The sequence below is a fragment of the Flavobacterium beibuense F44-8 genome, assembly GCF_000769915.1.
GTDB lineage: Bacteria > Bacteroidota > Bacteroidia > Flavobacteriales > Flavobacteriaceae > Flavobacterium > Flavobacterium beibuense.
In genome coordinates this window covers 23,650-44,383 of the sequence record NZ_JRLV01000026.1, presented here as the reverse complement: position 1 = coordinate 44,383, position 20,734 = coordinate 23,650, and the positions used below count along the sequence as shown (strand labels likewise).

At 33.3% G+C, this 20,734-nt stretch carries 22 protein-coding genes; 12 read left to right on the top strand and 10 right to left on the bottom strand.

The window, feature by feature from the left end; translation table 11 throughout:
- The first annotated feature begins 1 nt into the window (after window position 1).
- Together Q763_RS16295 and Q763_RS16290 are read left to right on the top strand one after the other, a co-directional pair.
- Window positions 2-724: a PRTRC system protein B gene (locus tag Q763_RS16295; protein WP_035136112.1), complete on the top strand. Its 723-nt coding sequence runs from the start codon at window positions 2-4 to the stop codon at window positions 722-724.
- On the top strand, window positions 724-1,533 hold the full coding sequence (locus Q763_RS16290; RefSeq protein ID WP_035136103.1) for a PRTRC system ThiF family protein: 810 nt from the start codon (window positions 724-726) through the stop codon (window positions 1,531-1,533). Before Q763_RS16295 ends, Q763_RS16290 begins: the two co-directional genes overlap by 1 nt.
- Window positions 1,534-1,731: 198 nt before the next feature.
- On the opposite strand, the gene Q763_RS16285 is transcribed toward Q763_RS16290, so the two are convergent.
- From Q763_RS16285 to Q763_RS16250, 8 genes are all read right to left on the bottom strand, one after another.
- Entirely contained in the window at window positions 1,732-2,262 is a 531-nt protein-coding gene (locus Q763_RS16285) for a hypothetical protein (protein ID WP_035136102.1), read from the bottom strand.
- A 245-nt stretch (window positions 2,263-2,507) separates the two neighbouring features.
- Window positions 2,508-3,626, bottom strand: coding sequence for a hypothetical protein (locus Q763_RS16280; protein ID WP_035136101.1), 1,119 nt, complete (start codon window positions 3,624-3,626; stop codon window positions 2,508-2,510).
- Between the two features lie 111 nt (window positions 3,627-3,737).
- Entirely contained in the window at window positions 3,738-4,079 is a 342-nt protein-coding gene (locus Q763_RS16275; protein ID WP_035136100.1) for a hypothetical protein, read from the bottom strand.
- Window positions 4,076-4,489, bottom strand: coding sequence for a hypothetical protein (locus Q763_RS16270; protein WP_035136099.1), 414 nt, complete (start codon window positions 4,487-4,489; stop codon window positions 4,076-4,078). The genes Q763_RS16275 and Q763_RS16270 overlap by 4 nt, the downstream gene beginning before the upstream one ends.
- 53 nt (window positions 4,490-4,542) lie before the next feature.
- Window positions 4,543-4,983: a hypothetical protein gene (locus Q763_RS16265; protein ID WP_035136098.1), complete on the bottom strand. Its 441-nt coding sequence runs from the start codon at window positions 4,981-4,983 to the stop codon at window positions 4,543-4,545.
- A 129-nt stretch (window positions 4,984-5,112) separates the two neighbouring features.
- A complete protein-coding gene (locus tag Q763_RS16260) occupies window positions 5,113-5,610 on the bottom strand; it encodes a hypothetical protein (RefSeq protein ID WP_157499496.1) in 498 nt (165 codons plus the stop codon).
- Window positions 5,601-7,403 (bottom strand): hypothetical protein, encoded by a 1,803-nt coding sequence (locus Q763_RS16255; protein WP_157499494.1) that lies wholly within the window; start codon window positions 7,401-7,403, stop codon window positions 5,601-5,603. The genes Q763_RS16260 and Q763_RS16255 overlap by 10 nt, the downstream gene beginning before the upstream one ends.
- A gap of 306 nt (window positions 7,404-7,709) precedes the next feature.
- The gene (locus tag Q763_RS16250; protein ID WP_035136095.1) at window positions 7,710-7,970 is read right to left on the bottom strand and encodes a hypothetical protein; all 261 of its coding nucleotides are present in this window, start codon (window positions 7,968-7,970) and stop codon (window positions 7,710-7,712) included.
- 397 nt (window positions 7,971-8,367) lie between these two features.
- Between Q763_RS16250 and Q763_RS16245 the strand changes: the two genes are divergently transcribed.
- Both Q763_RS16245 and Q763_RS16240 read left to right on the top strand, forming a co-directional pair.
- The gene (locus tag Q763_RS16245; protein WP_035136094.1) at window positions 8,368-9,291 is read left to right on the top strand and encodes an IS1595 family transposase; all 924 of its coding nucleotides are present in this window, start codon (window positions 8,368-8,370) and stop codon (window positions 9,289-9,291) included.
- The gene (locus tag Q763_RS16240) at window positions 9,291-9,545 is read left to right on the top strand and encodes a hypothetical protein (RefSeq protein WP_035136093.1); all 255 of its coding nucleotides are present in this window, start codon (window positions 9,291-9,293) and stop codon (window positions 9,543-9,545) included. Before Q763_RS16245 ends, Q763_RS16240 begins: the two co-directional genes overlap by 1 nt.
- Before the next feature lie 82 nt (window positions 9,546-9,627).
- Here the strand turns inward: Q763_RS16240 and Q763_RS16235 are convergent, their stop codons facing one another.
- Together Q763_RS16235 and Q763_RS16230 are read right to left on the bottom strand one after the other, a co-directional pair.
- Complete coding sequence (locus tag Q763_RS16235) at window positions 9,628-10,164, bottom strand: dihydrofolate reductase family protein (RefSeq protein ID WP_035136092.1); 537 nt, start codon at window positions 10,162-10,164, stop codon at window positions 9,628-9,630.
- Between the two features lie 72 nt (window positions 10,165-10,236).
- Window positions 10,237-10,971, bottom strand: coding sequence for a DUF6597 domain-containing transcriptional factor (locus Q763_RS16230; protein WP_035136091.1), 735 nt, complete (start codon window positions 10,969-10,971; stop codon window positions 10,237-10,239).
- A gap of 461 nt (window positions 10,972-11,432) precedes the next feature.
- On the opposite strand from Q763_RS16230, the gene Q763_RS16225 reads away from it, so the two are divergent.
- The 8 genes from Q763_RS16225 (at window position 11,433) to Q763_RS16190 (ending at window position 20,627) form a co-directional block, all read left to right on the top strand.
- Window positions 11,433-11,741 carry a helix-turn-helix domain-containing protein gene (locus tag Q763_RS16225; protein ID WP_035136090.1) on the top strand — a complete coding sequence of 103 codons (309 nt, stop codon included), beginning with the start codon at window positions 11,433-11,435 and terminating at the stop codon, window positions 11,739-11,741.
- Entirely contained in the window at window positions 11,738-12,970 is a 1,233-nt protein-coding gene (locus tag Q763_RS16220) for a type II toxin-antitoxin system HipA family toxin (RefSeq protein ID WP_035136111.1), read from the top strand. Before Q763_RS16225 ends, Q763_RS16220 begins: the two co-directional genes overlap by 4 nt.
- Before the next feature lie 120 nt (window positions 12,971-13,090).
- On the top strand, window positions 13,091-14,308 hold the full coding sequence (locus Q763_RS16215) for a hypothetical protein (protein ID WP_035136089.1): 1,218 nt from the start codon (window positions 13,091-13,093) through the stop codon (window positions 14,306-14,308).
- Window positions 14,309-14,681: 373 nt separating this feature from the next.
- Complete coding sequence (locus Q763_RS16210; protein WP_035136088.1) at window positions 14,682-14,879, top strand: helix-turn-helix domain-containing protein; 198 nt, start codon at window positions 14,682-14,684, stop codon at window positions 14,877-14,879.
- 2 nt (window positions 14,880-14,881) lie between these two features.
- Window positions 14,882-16,483 (top strand): class I SAM-dependent DNA methyltransferase, encoded by a 1,602-nt coding sequence (locus tag Q763_RS16205; protein WP_035136087.1) that lies wholly within the window; start codon window positions 14,882-14,884, stop codon window positions 16,481-16,483.
- Between the two features lie 4 nt (window positions 16,484-16,487).
- Window positions 16,488-17,900, top strand: coding sequence for a restriction endonuclease subunit S (locus Q763_RS16200; protein ID WP_035136086.1), 1,413 nt, complete (start codon window positions 16,488-16,490; stop codon window positions 17,898-17,900).
- Window positions 17,897-19,567: a restriction system-associated AAA family ATPase gene (locus Q763_RS16195; protein ID WP_035136085.1), complete on the top strand. Its 1,671-nt coding sequence runs from the start codon at window positions 17,897-17,899 to the stop codon at window positions 19,565-19,567. Before Q763_RS16200 ends, Q763_RS16195 begins: the two co-directional genes overlap by 4 nt.
- The gene (locus tag Q763_RS16190; protein WP_035136084.1) at window positions 19,560-20,627 is read left to right on the top strand and encodes a hypothetical protein; all 1,068 of its coding nucleotides are present in this window, start codon (window positions 19,560-19,562) and stop codon (window positions 20,625-20,627) included. The genes Q763_RS16195 and Q763_RS16190 overlap by 8 nt, the downstream gene beginning before the upstream one ends.
- The last annotated feature ends 107 nt before the right edge of the window (window positions 20,628-20,734 follow it).

The following is a 20,734-nucleotide window of genomic DNA, read 5'->3' as shown; positions in this document are numbered from 1 at the left end:
TATGGACGATACAAAAGACATTACCCGTGATTTTGGTGTGCTGTACCATCCCGTGTCGGCTTTGGTTGTGTATCAGACCAAAGGCATGGATAAAGAGACCTATGTGGAGCATTTCGATATGGACAGAAACGGCAACCCCGTTAATGCCCATACTCTTACTGTCAGGGAAGCCAATCATCTGGTAAAGGCATTACAGGCCAAAGCGGAAAAGGGTCAGGCTTTTTTAAAGTCCAAAGGGATTTTACCTGCTACCATACTGCATATTGACCCCAGTGAAAAGGGTTCGGTTTTGTGGTATACCAAAGCACAGAGCAGACCGCTTTATTTTACCCAAAGTCTTGGGATTACTAACGGTAAGGCATCCGTTCCGCCCATGCTGTGGCACGCCACCAAAAACAGCCTGTCAGTCTATGCTCTTGCAACGGGCAGAAGACCCACGGAAAGTACACCCCTGTATCATGCCCCTTTTTTTAATGTTTATAAAAATGGTAATGTATGTATGGGAACGGTTACTATTGATATTAAAAATGTGGCTTCCGTACAGGATTTTACAAGGGCTTGGGAAACCTATTTTTTCAAGAGTTATTTTAGCCACCTCATGGGGAACCACAATCCCGTAAAAGGGAACTGTGTCAGCCTTTGGAAAAAGCTGATAGGGACAAATGAACCCTTTCCAAAAGGGATGCTGAAAAAGAATAACCGAACACTTAAAAACTTATTGTAATGCATACCGAGAAACCAAAAATACATTTTACCGATAACGACCTGATTAGCCCGACCAACCCCATAACGGTAAACCTGATAGGGGCAGGGGGTACAGGTTCAAAAGTACTGACCGCCCTTATGGAAATGAACCATAGCCTGATGGCGTTGGGGCATGCGGGCTTATCGGTTTGCCTGTGGGATGATGACAGGATAACTGCTGCTAATATCGGCAGGCAACGTTTTGCAGAAAGTGAAAAGGGACTATACAAATCCGTTGCCCTGATAAATCGTGTGAACCGTTTTTCGGGGACAAACTGGAAAGCGCAAACTCTAAAGTTTGAAAAGGACAGCTTGACAAGATACGCCGAGGAAATGCGAGCCGTCATTTATATTTCCTGCGTGGATAGTGTGCAATCCCGTTTTGAGATTGCTGATATTTTAAGGGGCTTGCATAGCAATCAACGGTATTACAGAGACAGCCCCAAATACTGGCTTGATTTCGGCAACAGTCAGTATACCGGACAGGTCATATTATCAACCATTGGGGAAATCAGACAGCCTGATTCCAAAAAGTACCAAACGGTGGCAAACCTGCCGTTTATAACTGAGGAATACGGAGAACTGCTCAAACAGTCTGAAACATCGGATACTACTCCAAGCTGTTCACTGGCTGAGGCGCTTGAAAAACAGGACTTATTTATCAATGCCTCCCTGACCCAAATGGGCTGCTCACTGCTATGGGGACTGTTCCGTAATGGTATGACACCCTACAGGGGTTTCTTTTTGAATTTGAAGGATTTTAGAAGTCAGCCCGTTTTGGTGGACTGATAGCCCCCCCTGCGGGCGGCGAAAAGACAAACCCTCCCCGCTGGTCGGGACTGCCTTTTCGCTGGGGAAGCGGTGAAACCACATTGGAACATGTCATAGTGTTCCCTTGTCACTTCCATCACATATTACCAAAGAGGTTACGGCTTTATTTTCGGGATATGGTGATATATCCTTTCTTAATACGGTTTTAAATTGTATTTATTTTAATTTCCATTGACTATTGCTTTCTAAATAGATAATCTCCTTGGATTCGATAAAATTTATAGTTTTATCAGAATAGAAAACTAACTTTTCTTCTCTAAATTTTTTTAAGAATACTTTATTGAAGTCTTTAAGGAGTGAATGACTCCAATTTATAAATTCTTCCCTCTTTTTGAGATAATCGGTATCTTCATAATATCCTAACTTAACATATAGTCTTGCCCTTTGTAATGAAGTTTTATCGTAAGGATAAAATCCACCAATTGTAAATTCAATCAGGTTACTTTTGATTATATCATAGTATTTTGACTTACCACTGTCGTAGATAAATATTTCATTTAAGAATTCATCATTACTTATGTAAACTTGAAAAATTTCTTCTTCTGTTTCAGGGAGTTTAAAAACGGGATTTTTATTGTTAACTATATAATTGTTTACAAAGATTTTGCAATTATGCCTTTTTAAAAAATCATTTATGGCAGGGTAATCTTCCGGTACTATAAAAAAGTTTATCTGTTTGGAGTCCATGTGTTTATTGTTTAATTATAGAGAACGAATTAAGATCGAGAACTAGAGGTATCCATAATATCATCTAAAGCGCTTAATTCTAATGCTGTAGGTTGTCCTGTTAGTTGTTTGTTTTATCAGTTGCCTGTTTCAATATGTTCCGAACTACTTTTATAATCCCAAGTATCTTTTCTCTGTCGCATTGTCAAAAAATAACCAATGACAATATCTTAATTCCTTTTGCAAATCCACTTTTAAGTTGCTATTTAGACCTGACTGTTTTTATCCTGATTTATTAAATTTGTCAATGCCGTAGCTGCTACCAAACGTTCATCAGCAAGGTTTAATTGTTTTGATTTATCCAGTTTGCCCATATATTGTGGGCCGTCGGATTCAGGGTAACAAGCTTTCCATATTTCAATACCAACCTGTAAGGCAATATCACAAAATGTACGAGCCTGGTTTATCCAATCTTTAGGTCCAAGCCATATTCGGTGCTTGATTGGCGAATAATGTACGGATGCATTTCTTAACGCTTCAAACCTATCGAAGAATGAAAGAAATGGCTCTTTGCGCTGCTGATTGTCTGTTAGGTTAAGTACGATCTTTCCGTCTCTTCGAATTACGGTTTGCAAGACTTCAATTCGGTTTCTCAAATTCATATAGCCTCCATTTTTCTTTAGTCCTTTTAATTTCAAAACCTTATCTACAGACAAGCTTTTTTCATGGCGATAGAGGTAATCAAAACCTATGCTATTTACCAGACATTCTATAAATGAAAAAAACGTTAACACAGATTGACGGCTGTAATTTGCGACATCATATTTGATGTCAGTTATGTATCTGTGGATAGGAATATCCAAGTGCTCTCTATTTCTAAACTGGACTGATGCTTGTTCTAACAATTCGTAATTGGTTTCTGCTCTCTGTAATAGTACAAAAGCATCCTTTAATAGAAACTCTTCCTCGATGCCACCACCTCCTTTAAGAGGACCTATAGCAATTCGGTAATGGTATGGTGTGTCTGCATACCAATTCAACTTAGCTAAATCCATCAATTCGTTCAGAAAAGCAAAGGTTACACCAGTATTGATGATATCTTCACTTTTTTTCAGTGTGCGAAATTTATCGGCTATTTGTATTATAGACACTTTCGGCGGATAATCCTTCATCAGGGATTTCGTCTGCTTTTCAAGTAGTTCTTTTATTTTGGGAAGTTGCTGGTTTAATTCGAGTTTACTGCCTTCTTTTAAAAAAAACCTTGTGGTATCTGCATGGGAGAGCATCTTCCTATAATCAAAATTTGGTAGTATTGCCGACATCAGTTCAAGGTATTCTAAAAGAATCTCTATCTGTTTTATTTCTTTTTCTATTCTTTGATTCATTACTTTTTTTGAATTACACTATAGAGGCTTGATAATATTTTATTGATATGATGGATTATATAAAGGTCACCTAAAAATTACTATTTAGACGACCTCTCTAAAATTCACGTATTAATTTTTTTTCTTTTTAATAAAAGTTTCTTTAGTATCTACAGGTTCTATTTTAACATTTTTACAGTTTTCATCTTTTAAAACTTTCTCTATTATTTCTTTAAGCGTATCTGTAATATAATAGAGTTTATCATCAACGATTAATTTGTATATGTTTTCTTTTTTAAATCCTTCTGGTCGTATATATAAACTATTGTTTACATACATGTATAGTTTAAAGTCATAAATTCCTTGATGTATTTTTTCACAGTTTACAAGAGAATCATACCTGAATAATTCTTTCTGTTGTGCAAAAAGTATTGAACTTGATGTTAGAGCAATAGTAATAAGAAAATGTTTCATTTGAATTTTTGTTTTTTAACGTGGAGCCTAAATTCTTCTTTAGCTATTTTATCCAATTCCTGGCTAGTATAAAAAGAAAGGCAGTATTGGGTAATTCTCTTTTTACCTTTAAAATCCGGATACTCTTCAGGTTTGACTTTCAAAGAAAAAATTTTTCCTAAACTATCGATTTTTTTTAAGATTTCCGGGTCGGCTAAAGCATCATAACTGCCAAGAAGGTCTTCCTGTTCAATCAAAGAAAAAATATTTTTATTACTATAACTATTTTTAAGGCATGAACAATATGATTGAATCTTAAAGAAATGGATAAAGGTTTCCTCTTGATTATTTGCTAATTCCTGCTCAGAAATATTTTGCGATTTACAAGACATTATTAGAATACAGAACAAACTCCAAAATTTATACTTCATGATTTTTAATTTAATTAGCTTTAACAAAAATTAATCGATTACTTATGTAAGTACTAATAATATTTGTCAGTCCACTCCACCAAGTATTTTAAATATCGTTCATTATCTCTTTTTTCTATTATATAAATTTTTTTAAAAGCGTTAGATTTATTGGTTTCAGGCCACTCAGCTTCTACTTTATCTAAAAGTTTGTTTATATTAAAAAAATTAATCTTTTCTATATCCTTTCTGTCTATAATAGAGATATTATTTTTTTTATGATTAAAAACAAATTTTTCTTTGCATAAGGTAAAAATTACTCTATCATTAATTGTATCTTTCTTAAAGACATAATCAATATTTGAAGATTTCTCTCCATTTCGATACATACTAATTTCACATTGTCCAATGGAATCTTTCTTAAAATACAGATACGCTACCTCTTCTTGGCTTAAAGCTTTACTACAAATGAATACTAGTATAGCAATTAGTATTCTACTATTTTTTACTGACATGTTTCATTTGCATTATTGTTTTCATAATTGCTAATTTGATTTAATATTTGTTGCTCAACCACTTGCTTTAGGCTTTATATAATATAAAGATGAAGGAATGAAAAAAGCCCAGAACTACTGGGCTTTTTGTTATTGAACGGCATATTGCCAACTAACTTTATATAATTGTCCTTCATTTTCATTTGAAGGCTCATATATGTAAATATTCTTAAAGTACTTATCAAAACTGTATGGTGGATTACTAAATAAATATCCTCTTTCACCTGTACTTTTTTGAAGCTCTACATCTTTAGATTCCATTGAGTCTAAGAATCTTTTATTAAGCTCTTCTTTACTAATGAATTTATTTGTAAAATTCTTATACTTAACACCTTGTTTACTATTGTCCGAATTATCATAAACAAAACGACTCGCATCAATTTGAGGAGTTATTGTAAAGTAAATTTTATCTCCGACACTTGTTTTAAAATTCTTCGGTTGTTTTGAGTCAAAATAGATATATAAAGTGTCCCTTTGTTTACCTGATGGTTTTGATGCACTCACCACTTCTCTGTTAAGATTAGAATTACATGCTATTAAAAAAACAAATAATACTATAGCTTTTGTGTTAGATAACATTATTGACATGACGGATTGTTTGCTAAATAATTACTTTCTATGTTATTATAATTATCTCTTTGTTCTTGAGTTAAATTATTCCAAGATATAGTTCCTTTTAATCCAATCCATGCAATCGCTTCGTATACTTCTTCTGATTGAGAAGAATCATACTCTTTCATTGCTTGAATGATTATATCCATGAAATGGGCTGCCATCTGCTCATGCTGCCAACCGGGTAATCTCCTTTGATAATAATAATCATATATTCCAGGAAAATCATTTCTTAAGTTGTTTATATAATTAATTAGTTCTTCTTGAGTCATGCCTTCCTCAGGTTGTAAAGCACCCGTTTCTGCCGCTTCTAACATCCATCTGAATATAGTAGCATGGATTAGTTCATGCATAAAAGTTCCGGCGACTCTTAAAGGTGGGTCACTAAGATAATCTGTATTAAAAATAATCGTAATCATATTATTATTCAGAGGTGCAGTAGTTATCGCATATGCAGGTCCATCATCTGTCATCAAATTAGGTTGGGCAGCCAGAATCAAATCAGCAGTTGAAAAATCTGAATCAAAAGCTTTTAAATAATTATCAAATGTTGGTGCGCCTCCTAAATTTTCATAAACATTATTTAGACAGGGATTATTTGCAAAAGAATCATCCTTGATAACAATAAAGTTAAAGTCAACCTCTCCTTCATCTTCCAAAGTATCAAGTAATAAATGGGCTATATCTAATACTTCCTCGTTGACAGGCGAATTATCTTTTAAGTACTCCAAAAGTTTTATTGCATCTTCGGTACCATTATCCATAGCAAATTGAACTATCTCTAAGGCTAAGTCTATAGTTTCAGGTCCATTAATTAAATTTCCCTCTGCTAAATAATCTTTAACTGCATCTTTAAGGCTTGGTTTACTATTTAAATAAAGTTTTTCTGCTTCTGTAAAATTGTTATTTATAATACCTTCAATCAAGTCAACAAAAGGAGCCACAACGGTTGGCACACTAGGACCACCCCCAACACCTGCAGGAGGATAATAACTTCCTACCGGACCAGAGCTTCCATTATTCCCTCCTGGTAATGAAGGTGGAATGTAAATATAATTAAAATAAGGTGCCCCTGAGCCTCCTGAACCGTTACCTCCATTGTTAGGATCTGATAAAGTTAGTGCCAAGTTAGCCACTTCTTCAGGGCAGTCAGTTGGAATCTCACCATTACGATCATAAATAAAACATCTTCCATCATATCTTAACCAAATACCATAATCGTGTATATAAATTGCATATGTATCGTCTGGATCATTTAAAAGCTTAACTCTAAACTTTTTAGGCAAATCATCGACTTTTTGATCATTACTAAGTTTTGTTAAATCATTCTCATCTAAATCATATTCAAATATCCAAGATGTTGTTTCACCATATGCATTTTCCCAAATAACCAAATTTTCATAATAGGTTCTGGGTTGAGATCTGGTTATAGGAAAAATAAAAGTCTTATATTCCGTAATTCCATCTTTATATTCATAAAGTCTTATAATATCGGTATCAAAAGTAAAATCTTCGCCATCAAATCCTTTTTCAGTTGATTTTAGAATTGAATTAGCATTTGATTTTTTGAGATTTAAAAAAACCTCATATGCCGTTGGAAAGTTTTGAAATTCCTCAAAGGTCACTTCTCTGAAGGGTTTTCCATTCTTTAATGAAAAGTCAGAGCTCTGGGAGTTTTTACTTGTATTAAAGTCATCATTTTGACAACTTACTACTGTTAAAGCGAATATTGTCACTAAGACAATAATCTTTTGGAAGGTGTGTTTCATGATAAAATAATTGATTAAAATTAATAGTAAGATTTGGTTTATATTGTTTAATCGGAAAAAGCTGAATTTTAGTTTGTTAAATTTTGATTTTGTGGAAAAATTAACATTTTTAACTGTTGTAAATTAATTATGGTAACTATATACCACTTTACACTTAATAGATAAAACAAGAGAGGTCTTACATATAGAAACCTAGTAGAACGTAGAGTCTTTACAGGGAACTTCCTCTGTAAAGCATTCAATTAAGGAAGGCATCGAATGAACGCAATATTAGGGTTATATTTATCAACCTCTCTTTTACCTTTGTTAGAATAGATAATTATATAATAGATACAGCACTACCACTATTACTCCTAAAATTACTAAAAAGAATCCTATTGCAATAATATACACAGCTGTATTTCCTATAAGATTTCCTAACCTATCTACTCTAGCGCTTAATAAAGTGTAGACATTGGGGCGTTTTTCAACTAGATGCTTTTTTATTTTCTGAAATAAATAATCTAAACCACTTAAAACAGCACAAGCTGCTATAATAACTATCAGTAATTCCAAATAATCATTCATATTGCGGTAATTTACGGTTACATATAAAGTAAAAGGCGTGACGTATACCACGCAACCGAAGGTTTACCACAACCTGTAGAGCAATGATATAGCCACGCCAGTATCGGCGTACTACATTCAAATTTGCTCTACTTATAAAGGTGGTAATTCTCAGTTGCAAAAATGTATGGTACGTAATGTCTTATAGTAAAAGGTAGGCACTTGCCATTCTTCGTAGGCTGTATAGATACACTCTTATACAGCGAGCCACGCTTAGAGGTACGGCTCAGTCCGCGCAGGTGCTTCTACCTTTTAAACAAAAGTAATTTAATTTCTAAGTATTTGCAAAAATTTTTAACTAGAAGATTGTTACACTAAAATAATATTAGTATCTTTACTTATACAAATTAATCTTGATATGTTTAGTACTAATATTAAATCGGTTCTGGATTTAATTACTACTTTCTCTACAGAGGATAAGTGTATGGAATATCTGGAACTAATAAGATGGGGTAATAATCCTATCAGCCCTTTTGATGCTACGTCTACAGTATATAAATGTAAGGGCTATAAGTATAAGTGTAAGAACACTGGGAAATACTTTAATGTTAAAACAGGCACAATGTATGATAATACTAAAATGCCTTTACAGAAATGGTTTTTAGCTGTATGGCTGGTTACAGCTCATAAGAAAGGTATATCATCTATGCAACTAGGTAGAGACTTAGATATTACGCAGAAGTCTGCTTGGTTTATGCTCCAGAGAATAAGAGCTTGTTTTGGTATAGAGAATGATAGTGAACTTGATGGAGTTGTAGAGGTAGATGAAACTTTTGTAGGTGGAAAAAATAAAAAAAGACATCATGATAAAAAAGTACCTTTGTCTCAAGGTAGGAGTTTTAAAGATAAAGTACCTGTCTTAGGAATGCTACAACGAGGAGGCAAGTTAGTATGTGCAGTAGTTAATAATACTCAGAAACAATCTATACAACCACTTATAAGGCACTATGTTAAGGAAGGTGCTAAGTTAATAAGTGATGAGTGGAGAGGGTATAATGGACTAGGTAACAGGTACAGGCATAAAATAGTTAATCACGGTAAGAAGGAATATGTAAATAAATTTGATTCTGGTATACATTCTAACTCTATCGAGGGATTTTGGGGAATACTAAAAAGGGGACTTATAGGGATATATAATAAAGTCTCTAAAAAACATTTACAATTATATGTAGATGAATTTGTTTACCGATTTAATATGAGACTTTTACCAGATTCAGATAAATTTAATTGGTTATTAGTAAACTCTGGAGTACGTACTAAATATAAAGAACTTATACAGTAATGGAAAGTTATACTAAAGAACAGCTAATCGAAAAAGGATTAGATTATACAGTTATTAAGGGAGAAACATATTTTCCATTAGCAGATATTTTTAAAGAATTTCCTGAGGCAATATTAAAGACTAATACGTCTGCTTTAGCTAGGGATTTTAAAAAGGAATTTAAGCTATCAATACGAGCAGATGACTTTTATGTTATGTCAGATTTTGATAAGAAAATATTGAAAACTTTAAATTTTAACCCTAAGAATAAATAGGATTAAAATTAACAAATATTTAACCCTCCTAATTAGGAGGGAATTTTTTAACTAAGCCAGTGTAAACTGGTATATAATTACCCTAGTTTTTATTCCTTCTATAATGGAGTTGAGCTAATCCCTTTTCAAATGTTTTTGCTTTTATAAATTCAAGTGTTTGTTCGGGTCTTCCATCTTTAAAAAGTCTTGTGCCGGATCCTAATAAAATGGGTATAACAGAAATTATAAGATCGTCTATTAAGTCGTATTTCAATAATTCATTGATTACTTCTGAACCACCGTCACAGTAAATGTTTTTACCATCTTCCAATTTTAAACGATTAATCAGATCGGGTAGATTCCCTTGATAGAACGTTGTTCTGCCTAACTTAGGTCTTTCAGTTCTTGTTATTACATAAACATCCCGTTCTCCATTATCATAATGAGAATCTCCTATTTCTTTAACAACATAGTCGTAAGTTTTTCTTCCGATAATTATAGTATCAATTTTTGAAGTGAATTCACGATAGCCATAATCTTCCCCTTCTTTTTCAACAAGTTTGAGAAAACTTAGATCATCGTTTGGTTTAGCAATGTAGCCATCTAAACTCATTGCTATAAAAAGTGATGTTTTACGCATTTGATTTTATATTTTAATGATTTTCAAAATTACTATAGCGTAGTTGTCTTCACTTTGTAAAAATACGACAATTTAAAGTTCTGATGGTGTGAGACCCGTATTTCGCTTAATTTCATTAGTGAGATGCGAATGGTCATAATAACCGCATTCAAATGCGATATCTAATAAACTTTTATTTTTATTTGGAGTTTTGATTAAGTTTAAAGCATTTTGAAAGCGAATAATGTTTGAATATTCTTTTGGAGAGAGCCCTATAAATTTTTTAAAATTTCGTTGCAATTGCCTTACTGTTGTATAATGTTGTTTTGATAATACGTCAATACTGATTTGACCTTTTGATAAGTGTATGTCTCGGATAACGGATTGTAGTGGAATGGTTTTGTTTTTTATTCTTTGTGAATAGAAAGTATCAAAATAAGTGAAGGGATTGTTTAATGTCTTGTCGATATTGAAGGAATTGATTTTTTCGAATTCGACAGTAGTGTTACTTAGTTCATTCTGCGAGGCGTAGTTATAAAAATTTACAAAAGTAGCCGGTTTTAGGCATACGCCTATTAAATGTGTATCAGTATCTATGTAGCTATCTTTAAATGATGTCATTGCACCAACGATGTAAGTTTTTCCAAACTCCATTGAAACAAATCCATTATCAGTTAGGCATGTATCACCTAAGTTCATGATTATTCCTGTACAGCCATCTGGAAAAACCCTTTCCCATTGTTTTCCCTGTTCCTTTCCTTTTAATTCCCAATAAAAATGAATAAAGGGTGTTAATTCTTTACAGGGATTTACTTTATAGTAATTCATTGGTTTGTACTATTATGCTTTTCAATTCTGAAAGCAATTCACAATAACTATAGTTTATTTATAGCGATAATTTTATTCATATTAATTTATCTGAAAGTTATTACTTTTAGCTATTATATAGATTAAGTTCCTTTGTTGCTTTTAAAAAGTTATCATTTTTCATGAAAAGAACCAAAAAAAATAATTTTCATGGTTCGTAATCGTTTTTCATGTGTAAAAAGCGATTACACTGAACCACTTGGGGTGGATTATGGTGAGCATAGAAAAGCAACAATAATTACCAATAGATCAAATAACTAAAACAACTCACGAAAGGTCAAAGTAAGAGCTGTAGATACCTAAAAATAGAAACATTTAGACTTCACACGTAGGATTGAAATTTCAATGTAATATAATTTGTTTTTAATTTTAATTAACATTATTGCGGTAGTTATTTGTTATATTTGCATATAATTATCATTATGGTATCACTTATTACATCATCAAAGGCCCAAAAGAAAATAGCTGAAAATATGAGAGATTTACGTCTTGAAAAAGGTTTTACTCAAGAGGGGTTGTCTAAACGTTCAGGTGTTAGTTTGTCTTCATTGCGTAAGTTTGAGCAAAAAGGTGCTATTTCACTTGAATCTTTTTTTAAGTTGGCTATGGTGTTGGGAAATTTAGAAAGGTTTATAGAGGCAACTAAACCTTCAGGGAATAATTTTTCATCCATAGATGATGTATTGAATAACAAAGAAAACAAAAAGCCCGAAAGAGGGTGGCGCAAATGAAAAAGCACACTTCAATAAATGAATTAAAAGTAGGGCTGGATTTTAATAAGGATATCATTCCCGTGGGACGTTTGGCATTTAGAGATTATCGAATATATTTCGAGTATGATCAGGATTTCATAAGTCGTGGTTTGGAAATATCCCCTTTAAAACTACCCTTGGGGTCGGGTTTGCAGGTTTTTGATTACCATCCTTTTGAGGGTTTGCCAGGTGTTTTTAATGACAGCCTTCCAGATGGCTGGGGTCGATTACTTTTTGATAGATACTTTAGAAGTCAAAATTTATTACCGGAAGATTTTACACCTCTGGACCGTTTGGCTCATGTCGGTACGTCCGGGCTTGGTGCATTGGTATATGAACCCGATCATAGTGATGTTAATGCACAAGAAGAAGAGGTTAATCTGGATTTATTGTCTCAACAAACGCAAGAAATATTAGATGGAGATGCGGACGAAGTTTTACAGGAGCTTATCAATCTGAATGGGTCGTCTGCAGGAGCACGTCCCAAAGCGCTTATTGGTTTAAATAGCACTAAGGATCGTATCATTTCAGGAAAACATAATCTTCCAGGAAATTATGAACATTGGATGGTGAAATTCGCAAACAGTACAGATGGTGTTGATGCGGGGGCTATTGAGTATGTCTATGCGCTTATGGCTAAAGAGGCTGGAGTTGAAATGATGCCTGTCAATTTGTTTGAAGCCTCAAAAGGTGCAGGATATTTTGCAACACAACGTTTTGATCGGGTAGGTAATCAAAGGTTTCATATGCATACGGCCAGTGGACTTTTACATTCAGATTTTAGAATCCCGTCATTGGATTATGAAGATTTAATAACTCTGACAGGTGTTTTAACCAAAGATATACGTGAAGTTGAAAAAATGTATCGCCTTGCCGTATTCAATGTGCTTTCACACAATCGTGATGATCACAGTAAGAATTTCTCATTTCTTATGGATGCTGAAGGCGGATGGAAACTTTCTCCCGCTTACGATTTAACATTTTCTTCCGGTCCGAGAGGCCAGCAAAGTACTATGGTTATGGGAGAGGGGCAATCTCCTACTGTAGAGCATCTAATGAAATTGGGCAAAGAAGCTAATTTAAAGCGCGATAAAATTGACAATGTTATCCATCAGACTAAACACGCGCTCAATCAGTGGGAAGTTTTAGCGGCAAATCATGGTGTAACCAAAGCCAATATCAAACTGATAAAGTCCAGAATGTTGTAAATCAGAACGTGTTGGTTTTATATCTTTTATAATCCATATTTAGATTGAATGATTGTCTTTAAAAATTGGATATATTTTGTTTTGAACTTTCAAATAAGTTAAAATCCGTATTAAACAACTATGAAAAAAAAGATATTGATGCTATTTATTCCAATAATTTTCATATCAAATCTATTTTCACAGGTGAAAACAGATGTTGATTTAATTAAGGATAATACTTTCTATTTCAAAATCGAAGAAGGTAATTCGTTTGGGGAAGGGTTTGATATATTAAAAAAGGAAATATGCAATTCTCAATTTGTTATTTTAGGAGAAGAGCACTTTTCAGCCAAAGTTTCAGAGTTTACAAATTCAATCATTCCGGCATTATCTGAAAATGGATTTAAATATTTTGCTGCTGAAATTGGTTCTAACAGCGCGAACATAATTACAGAATTAATAAAAAATAATGAGAACTTGTATGACTTTAATACAAGGGTCAATAATTTGGTAGGGGAAATCCCTATTCCTTTTTTTGATGGTGAAGAAGATGAGGTTTTTCTAAAATCTTTTTTAAAAAATGATTTTGAAATTTGGGGATTAGACCAAGAATATTTGACATCTCAAGTTTTTCTTATTGATAGATTATATCAACTATCAAATAAGTCAGCAAAATTACAATCAGTATACCTAATAGCAAAAGAGTTTATAATATCAGAAACTAAAAAGGGTAGGAATGATAAAAAATATAAAGTTTTTACAACATTGTTGAATTCAGAAATAACTAATGGTTTTTTTGAAAAGTTGAACAAAGAAGACAAGGAAACGAGTAAAATAATCTCTGATTTAAAAAAGTCTTGGGAAATATATAGTTTAAGAGAAAAGAATGATTTATATGGAAGTATTCATGAAAGGTTAAAGGTAATGCAAGATAACTTTATAAGTAATTATAATAGGGCTTTGAAAACTGAAAAACAGCCAAAAGTTTTCATGAAAATAGGAGGTGTTCACGCATCTAAAGGAAGAAGTCATCATAATATTTATGACATTGGGAATTTTTTAATGGAACTTGCCAATTTTAATGATAGTAAATCAGTTCATATTTTAATATTTCCTTCTGCATATTTAAATAATGATGGGACAATTAGTGAAAATATAGAAAAGGAAGATGAACAGATTTTTAATCCTGTTGTGGATTTTGAAAGTAACAAATGGACATTAATTGATTTGAGAAGTATTGAAAAATCATCATGGAATTACAAAATTCAGAGTGAGTCTCTAAAAGATTATATGTATCGTTTTGATTATATAGTATTAACACCAGCAAGTAAACAAACAAAACTTAATTATAAAAAATAAGAGGCAGTGGGCTATACTTTGGTATTGATTTGTGTAAAACAATTTAAAAAAGGTAAAGAACAAATTCATGTTAACCTTAAAGAAATTTCCTTTTGAAAAAACAGTCGTAAGCTTTTAAAGGTTCTGTGAGAGGCTCGGGGTGAAATTCACCTTGTCTACTCGACACAATCACGTTGTATGCCATTAAAAAAAAGCTAGTCACACATTTTAGTACATTTGTTTTTTGCCAATGCTCGTTACCAACCCTAAAAAACCAAAAGAACTAAAATCTCCCTACGCTCGTAGGGCGATAATAATTCTAACGGTTTTTATATTGAAAAACGAGATAGTTGAAAATTAAAATATTATCTTGGACAGATAATTTTAGACGGACATGAACCGAATAAAGGAAGTACTCGAAGAGAAAGGGATTAAACAAACTTGGTTAGCCGAAAGACTCGGTAAAAGTTACAACATGGTTAACGGCTATGTTCAAAACAGGCAGCAACCAAGGCTTGAAATCCTGAATGAAATAGCAGACATTTTAAACGTTGACGTACGAGAATTGATAATATCGAATAAAGAAAAGTAAATATGCTTTCAAAAGAAATACAAAATAAAGTTCAAAACTTATGGGATCGTCTCTGGTCATCTGGATTTTCAAATCCTATAGCAGCCATTGAGCAAATTTCCTATTTGTTATTCATGAAACGATTGGAAAATTTTAATTTTTCCGTTGATGATAATTATAAATGGAGTAATTACAGCAAACTTAAAAATGACAAGGAATTAGTCGGTAGAGTCAAAAATGTCTTTCAGTTCATCAAAACTGAATTAAGTAAGGAGGATGAACCTTTTGCTAAAGCAATGTCTAACGCTTCATTTGACATAGATAATCCAAACTTGCTTAGGAATGCCATTGAATTTATCGATTCTATATACGAGGATATCGATAATGAAATAAAAAACAAGAATCAGCACTTTCATGATATACAAGGAGATGTTTATGAACATCTTTTAAAGCACACATCTGAGGCTGGAAAAAATGGTCAATTCCGAACCCCTCGGCATATCATTCATATGATGGCTGAATTACTTGATCCAGATTTGGATGGTAAAATTTTGGATTTAGCATCTGGTTCGGGAGGTTTTTTGGTTGGAGCTTATCAGTACCTAATCACTAAGTATTCTAAATCTGTTAAACCAGATGATGATGGCTTGATGAAAGGAACGGATGGAGCAAAATTAACCAAAAACCAAAGAAAGAAATTAGAAGAAGAGACTTTTTACGGTTTTGATATAGATAGAACGATGGTTCGCATTGGAGTTATGAACTTAATGATGCATGGCATCTCAAAGCCTCATATCGTTTACTTAGATTCTCTATCTACTGCTTATGAAAAATGGGAAGCCAAACGTCTATCCGTGACTTTAGATCTAAACGACAAAAAATCAATTGCTAACCCAGCTTTGCAAGGTCAGTTTAAATACATTTTGGCCAATCCTCCATTTACAGGAAAAATTAATAGTCCAGGAGTAAGCGAAAATTTGGATCGTATTTATCCTCCTGTATATGAAGACAAAGAAGAAACTAAACGCAAAAAGCAAACTGTTCAATCCGAGTTACTATTCTTAGAAAGGATGGTTTACATGTTAGAAGAAGAGGGACGAGCAGCTGTCATTGTTCCTGAGGGAGTTTTGTTCAGCTCAGGAAAAGCTCACCAAGCGGTGCGTGAAATTCTAATGACTGATTGTAATTTAGATGGTGTAATCTCTATGCCAAGTGGAGTATTTCAACCCTACACTGGGGTTAAAACATCTATCCTATTATTTACAAAACGTAAATGGAAAAATGGTTCTGACAAACCACAAAACACAGAGGTATGGTTCTATGGAATGGATTCAGATGGTTACACTTTAGATTCTAACAGAAAGAGATTGAAAGAATCTCCTTTGCCCAACGTAATAGACCATTGGAAAAGCAAAACGCAAGAAAATCAATCAGATAGAAAGTTGATTCATTTTAGTATTCCTTTTGAAGAAATAAAGGACAATGGGTTTGAGTTAAATTTCAACTTATACAAGGACTTTGTCTATGAACCACAAGAGTTTGAACCCTCAGAAAATATTTTAAGGAAGATTGCTGAACTAGAATTAGAAATTAATCAAGGGCTTGAAGAATTAAGAACATTTTAATGTTATGGAGTTTGTTGAATATACTTTAGATGAACTAGCGTTAGAGATTAAAACTGGTAAGACTCCACCAACCTCCAATCCAGAATATTTTGATGGAGACATTCAATGGCTTTCTCCGGCAGATTTGAGAGGGCAAAAGATCGTTGAAAATTCTGAAAGAAAAATTTCACAGCTAGCCATTGATGACAAGAAAGGCTTTTTATTTAAGCCTGAAACAATTCTTATATCAACGATTGGAGAGCATATTGGCAAATTATGTCTTGTAGAGCAACCTGTAGCTTCAAATCAGCAGTTGACTGGAGTACTGGTCAATAATAAATTAATCCTTCCTGAATTACTGTACTACTGGCTTAATTTAAACCGAAGAATTTTGGAGAACAAGGCTAATAGAGCTACGATTCCAATGTTAAACAATAAGCTTTTAAAACGGATGAAAGTTTTTTTTCCTAAAAACATTGAAGATCAATTAAAGATTGTGGGACGTCTGAATAAAATTCAAGAACTCATAGATAAGCGAGTCGAAACTAATCAGTTGCTTGATAAATACATTCGTTCAGTTTTCCTGGAGATGTTTGGGGATCCTATACTTAACAATAAAAATTTCCCTGTAAAGACACTGGAAAAGATAGTGGTTGGAAATATATCCTATGGTGTCGTAAAATCTGGGGATGAAGTTCTCAATGGCGTGCCTTTTGTAAGGCCAGTTGATTTAGGGGAAAAATGGTTATCTAAAAAAGGATTGAAGTCAATATCCGAAGAAATATCCGAGCAATATTCAAGGACAATTTTAAAAGGAAATGAGCTGTTAATTTCTGTTAGAGGAAGACTCAATGCAATTAGTTTGGTTTCAAGTGACTTTAAAAAATCAAATGTGGCAAGGGGAATTGTTCCCTTAACATTTTCAACAGATGAAGAAAGAGTATTCTATTATTATTTTTTAACTGATCCTAATTTTAAAACATATTACAACAACCTTGCTAAAGGAGTTGGATTAAGAGGGGTAAACATCTCCGATTTAAAGCAAATTCCTCTTTTTGATATGAATAAAAACAAAGGGCTACTACCGGAATTTTATGATTTATCAAATAGGGTTGATGTACATAAAAAAAGACTAATTGAATCTTCTGAATTATTGAATATCTTATTTCAAGCAACACTGCAAAATGCATTTAGTGAAGAGAGTCAAATAAACGAAGATGAAGTATTTGAATCCCTTTTAATGACGTTCACAAAAGAAGATTTGAAGCAAGGCAACCGATTAAAGTATTTGTTGAAATGGGTTAATTGCAAAAAGCCTCAATTTGACAAGTTTGAATCTTATGATCTTGCTTGGGACAGGTTAAGAGAATTGCTAGAAGATGGAAGCATTGAACAGGTATTGGATGAAAATGAAATAAAACTCAAAGTTGCAGAATGAAGCTTCTAAAATTACATATCAACTCAGATTATGGAAGTATTAAAGAAGGCTTCAAACTTCAATTCAGAGCACCATATGAAGAACAAATCTCTGATCAAATAGATTGGTCGGATTTTCACCCTTTTTGTTTTGCAGGGTTAAATGGAAGTGGTAAGTCAAATGTTTTAGAAGCTCTTGCTAATATTTTCTATCATATCGAGAGTTGTGCAAATGTTAATCAACCCGAAAACTTTCAAGACAATTTTAAACCTGAAATCTGCAAACCCAATGCCTTTGAACTGGATTACTATATCTGTCAGGATAAGGAATACAAAATTGAAAATTTAATCAAGGTTTGTATTAGCAAGAAAGAAAAAAGTAAAAAGGAAGATGGTCTTCCAGTAATGACTTATCAGCCCTTTCCTTTTGACAAAGAGCCTATACCCGTTTCAGTCGTTGTCGAAAAGTTTGCTTCCAAACCCGCACCCGCGAAACGCTACTTGCCAGATTTGGTAATAGGGTATTCTTCGGGCGAAAATGAAATTTTAAGCATTCCTTTTTTAAAAACTCGTCTTCTTCATTTTGACGAATACAGAGTTGCTTTAGAAAAGAAAGCAGAATATAAAGAGCCCGAAAGCAGCTTGCTATACGTGGATTATGAGATGAGTCAGGCTGTTCTCTTAGCTAATTTATTATTTCAGAAAAAAGAAGTACTAGAACCTTTGCACAAAGAATTAGGAATCGCAGATATTATTCGTTTCAGAATGAATCTCAACCTGCACGCCCATGGTAACAAAGAAATTCTTGAACAATACAAAGAGGTTATAGATGCTTTTAAACGGTGTGCAACAACATGTTACAAAGAGAAAAGCAAACTGACCTTAGATTTTTGGATTAACTCTGATAGTAAAGAAGCTTTCAAAGCCAATTTTTCAAACAACCCTTTTAAATTATTTCAGGCTTTTCAAATTCTTTATACTCTTAACTATCGAACTGTGAAATCTGAGATTAAATCAGATGTGTATCAGTCTAAAGGGTTTTACACTGATGGGAAAGTACCAAATCCAGAACCTCAAGAAAAAGTCTTTTATTTTCTAGATTACTATATCAAGAAAAAATATCCTGATTCAGAAGAGGTCATTCCATTACTCATGAAGAACCTGTCAGATGGAGAACAACAGTTTTTGCACACTTTGGGAATTTGTTTAATGTTGAAAGATAAGAGTGCTTTACTATTATTGGATGAGCCTGAAACACATTTTAACCCAGATTGGCGTTCAAAATTTATCCGAACCTTAAAGAGGAGTTTAGATCACTCACAAAGCAACAACCTAATGACCGATATTCTGATTACTTCTCATTCGCCTTTCATTATTTCAGATTGTTATCCTGATAAGGTAATTGCTTTTGAAAAGGGAAAACAACCCATAAATGCCCGGGATATGAACTTTAGAACTTATGGTACTTCTGTTGATATCATCATGGAAAACATATTCAAAAGACGAAACACTATTGGCGATCTTTCAAGAAAAGAAATAGAAGACATCCAGAAGGAAATTTCGAAAAGAAAGAAGTTATCTGCAAAAGAAGTTCAGGAATACAAAATGCGCACAAATCATCTGGGAGATTCTATGGAGAAGATTCTATTGTTCACACGACTAAATGAATTAGAAGATACTGATGCTTAAAGTTTATAAGCCCATACCGCACGATATCTACAAAGCTCATAACTTGATTGAGTATTTGGTTAATGAAGTATGGTGTAAGGCAGATAGCAAGCAATGTAAAAGCAAACTCAATGATGAACTAAAGGCCTTGTACGAAGATCAACTCTGGTTTCAAGAACAGGTTAAGGCCATTTACAAAGTTTGTAAATCACTTACAACTCAGGAAAAAGGGGATTTTAAAAAAGCGTTTGCTCATAATAATAAGATTAAAGAACTCTGTGATGGAACAATTACTCCAATAGCAATTAGCACTTTAAATAAAGATTTAGTTAAAGTGGTCAAACCATTCTTCAAAGAATTATACACAAGGTTTTTAGGTTGGAAAGTGATTCGAGATACATATGGAGAAAAGAAAACCTATTATGATGAATTGAACTTAAAAAATGGTTTCATTGATTGTCCTTGCTGTGGTTTCGGAGACCTAAAAACAATTTATTCAAAAGGACGATCAGCATTTGACCATTATCTTCCACAAAAACACTACCCCTTCTCTTCCACGAACTTTAACAATCTGGTTCCAATCTGTACAACTTGTAATTCAGACGAAAAAGGAGAAGTGGATGTGCTCAAGGAGGGCAAGCCTGTTTATTATCCCTTTGCTAAAACTCATCCAAGTATTGAAGTAACTGTTGATGTGGATAAAAAAGCCCTTAAAAAACTGATTGAACCAACGGATAGTCTAAAAAGCAAAATCACCAAATCGGAAATCAAAGTAGATTTTAACCTGAAAGATGATAAAACTGAATCGTGGGATAAAATATTTGACATCAAATCAAGATACTTTGAAAGAATTAGCAGTAATCGAATTGGTTGGTTTACTAAAGTTGAGAAGCACTACAGAAAATATAAAGAAAAGATTATAGATTACTCAGTCGAAAATGCCTTTGATGACGTAATAGAGGATGATTCTGATGATCAATTGGGCTTCTTGAAAGCACCCTATTTAGAGAGTTTAAAATCAAATCCTCATTTAGTGAAAGCGATTGGAGAGGTGGCTGGAAGCTCAAAAATTAATGCTTAGCCAATGCAAGTTCAAGTACATTGCAATCCTCTTTCCTGCGGTTGCAAAGAACTTTCTCGCCAACCCTAAAAACGAAATGAATAAAAAAAAAACGGCATACAAGGTAT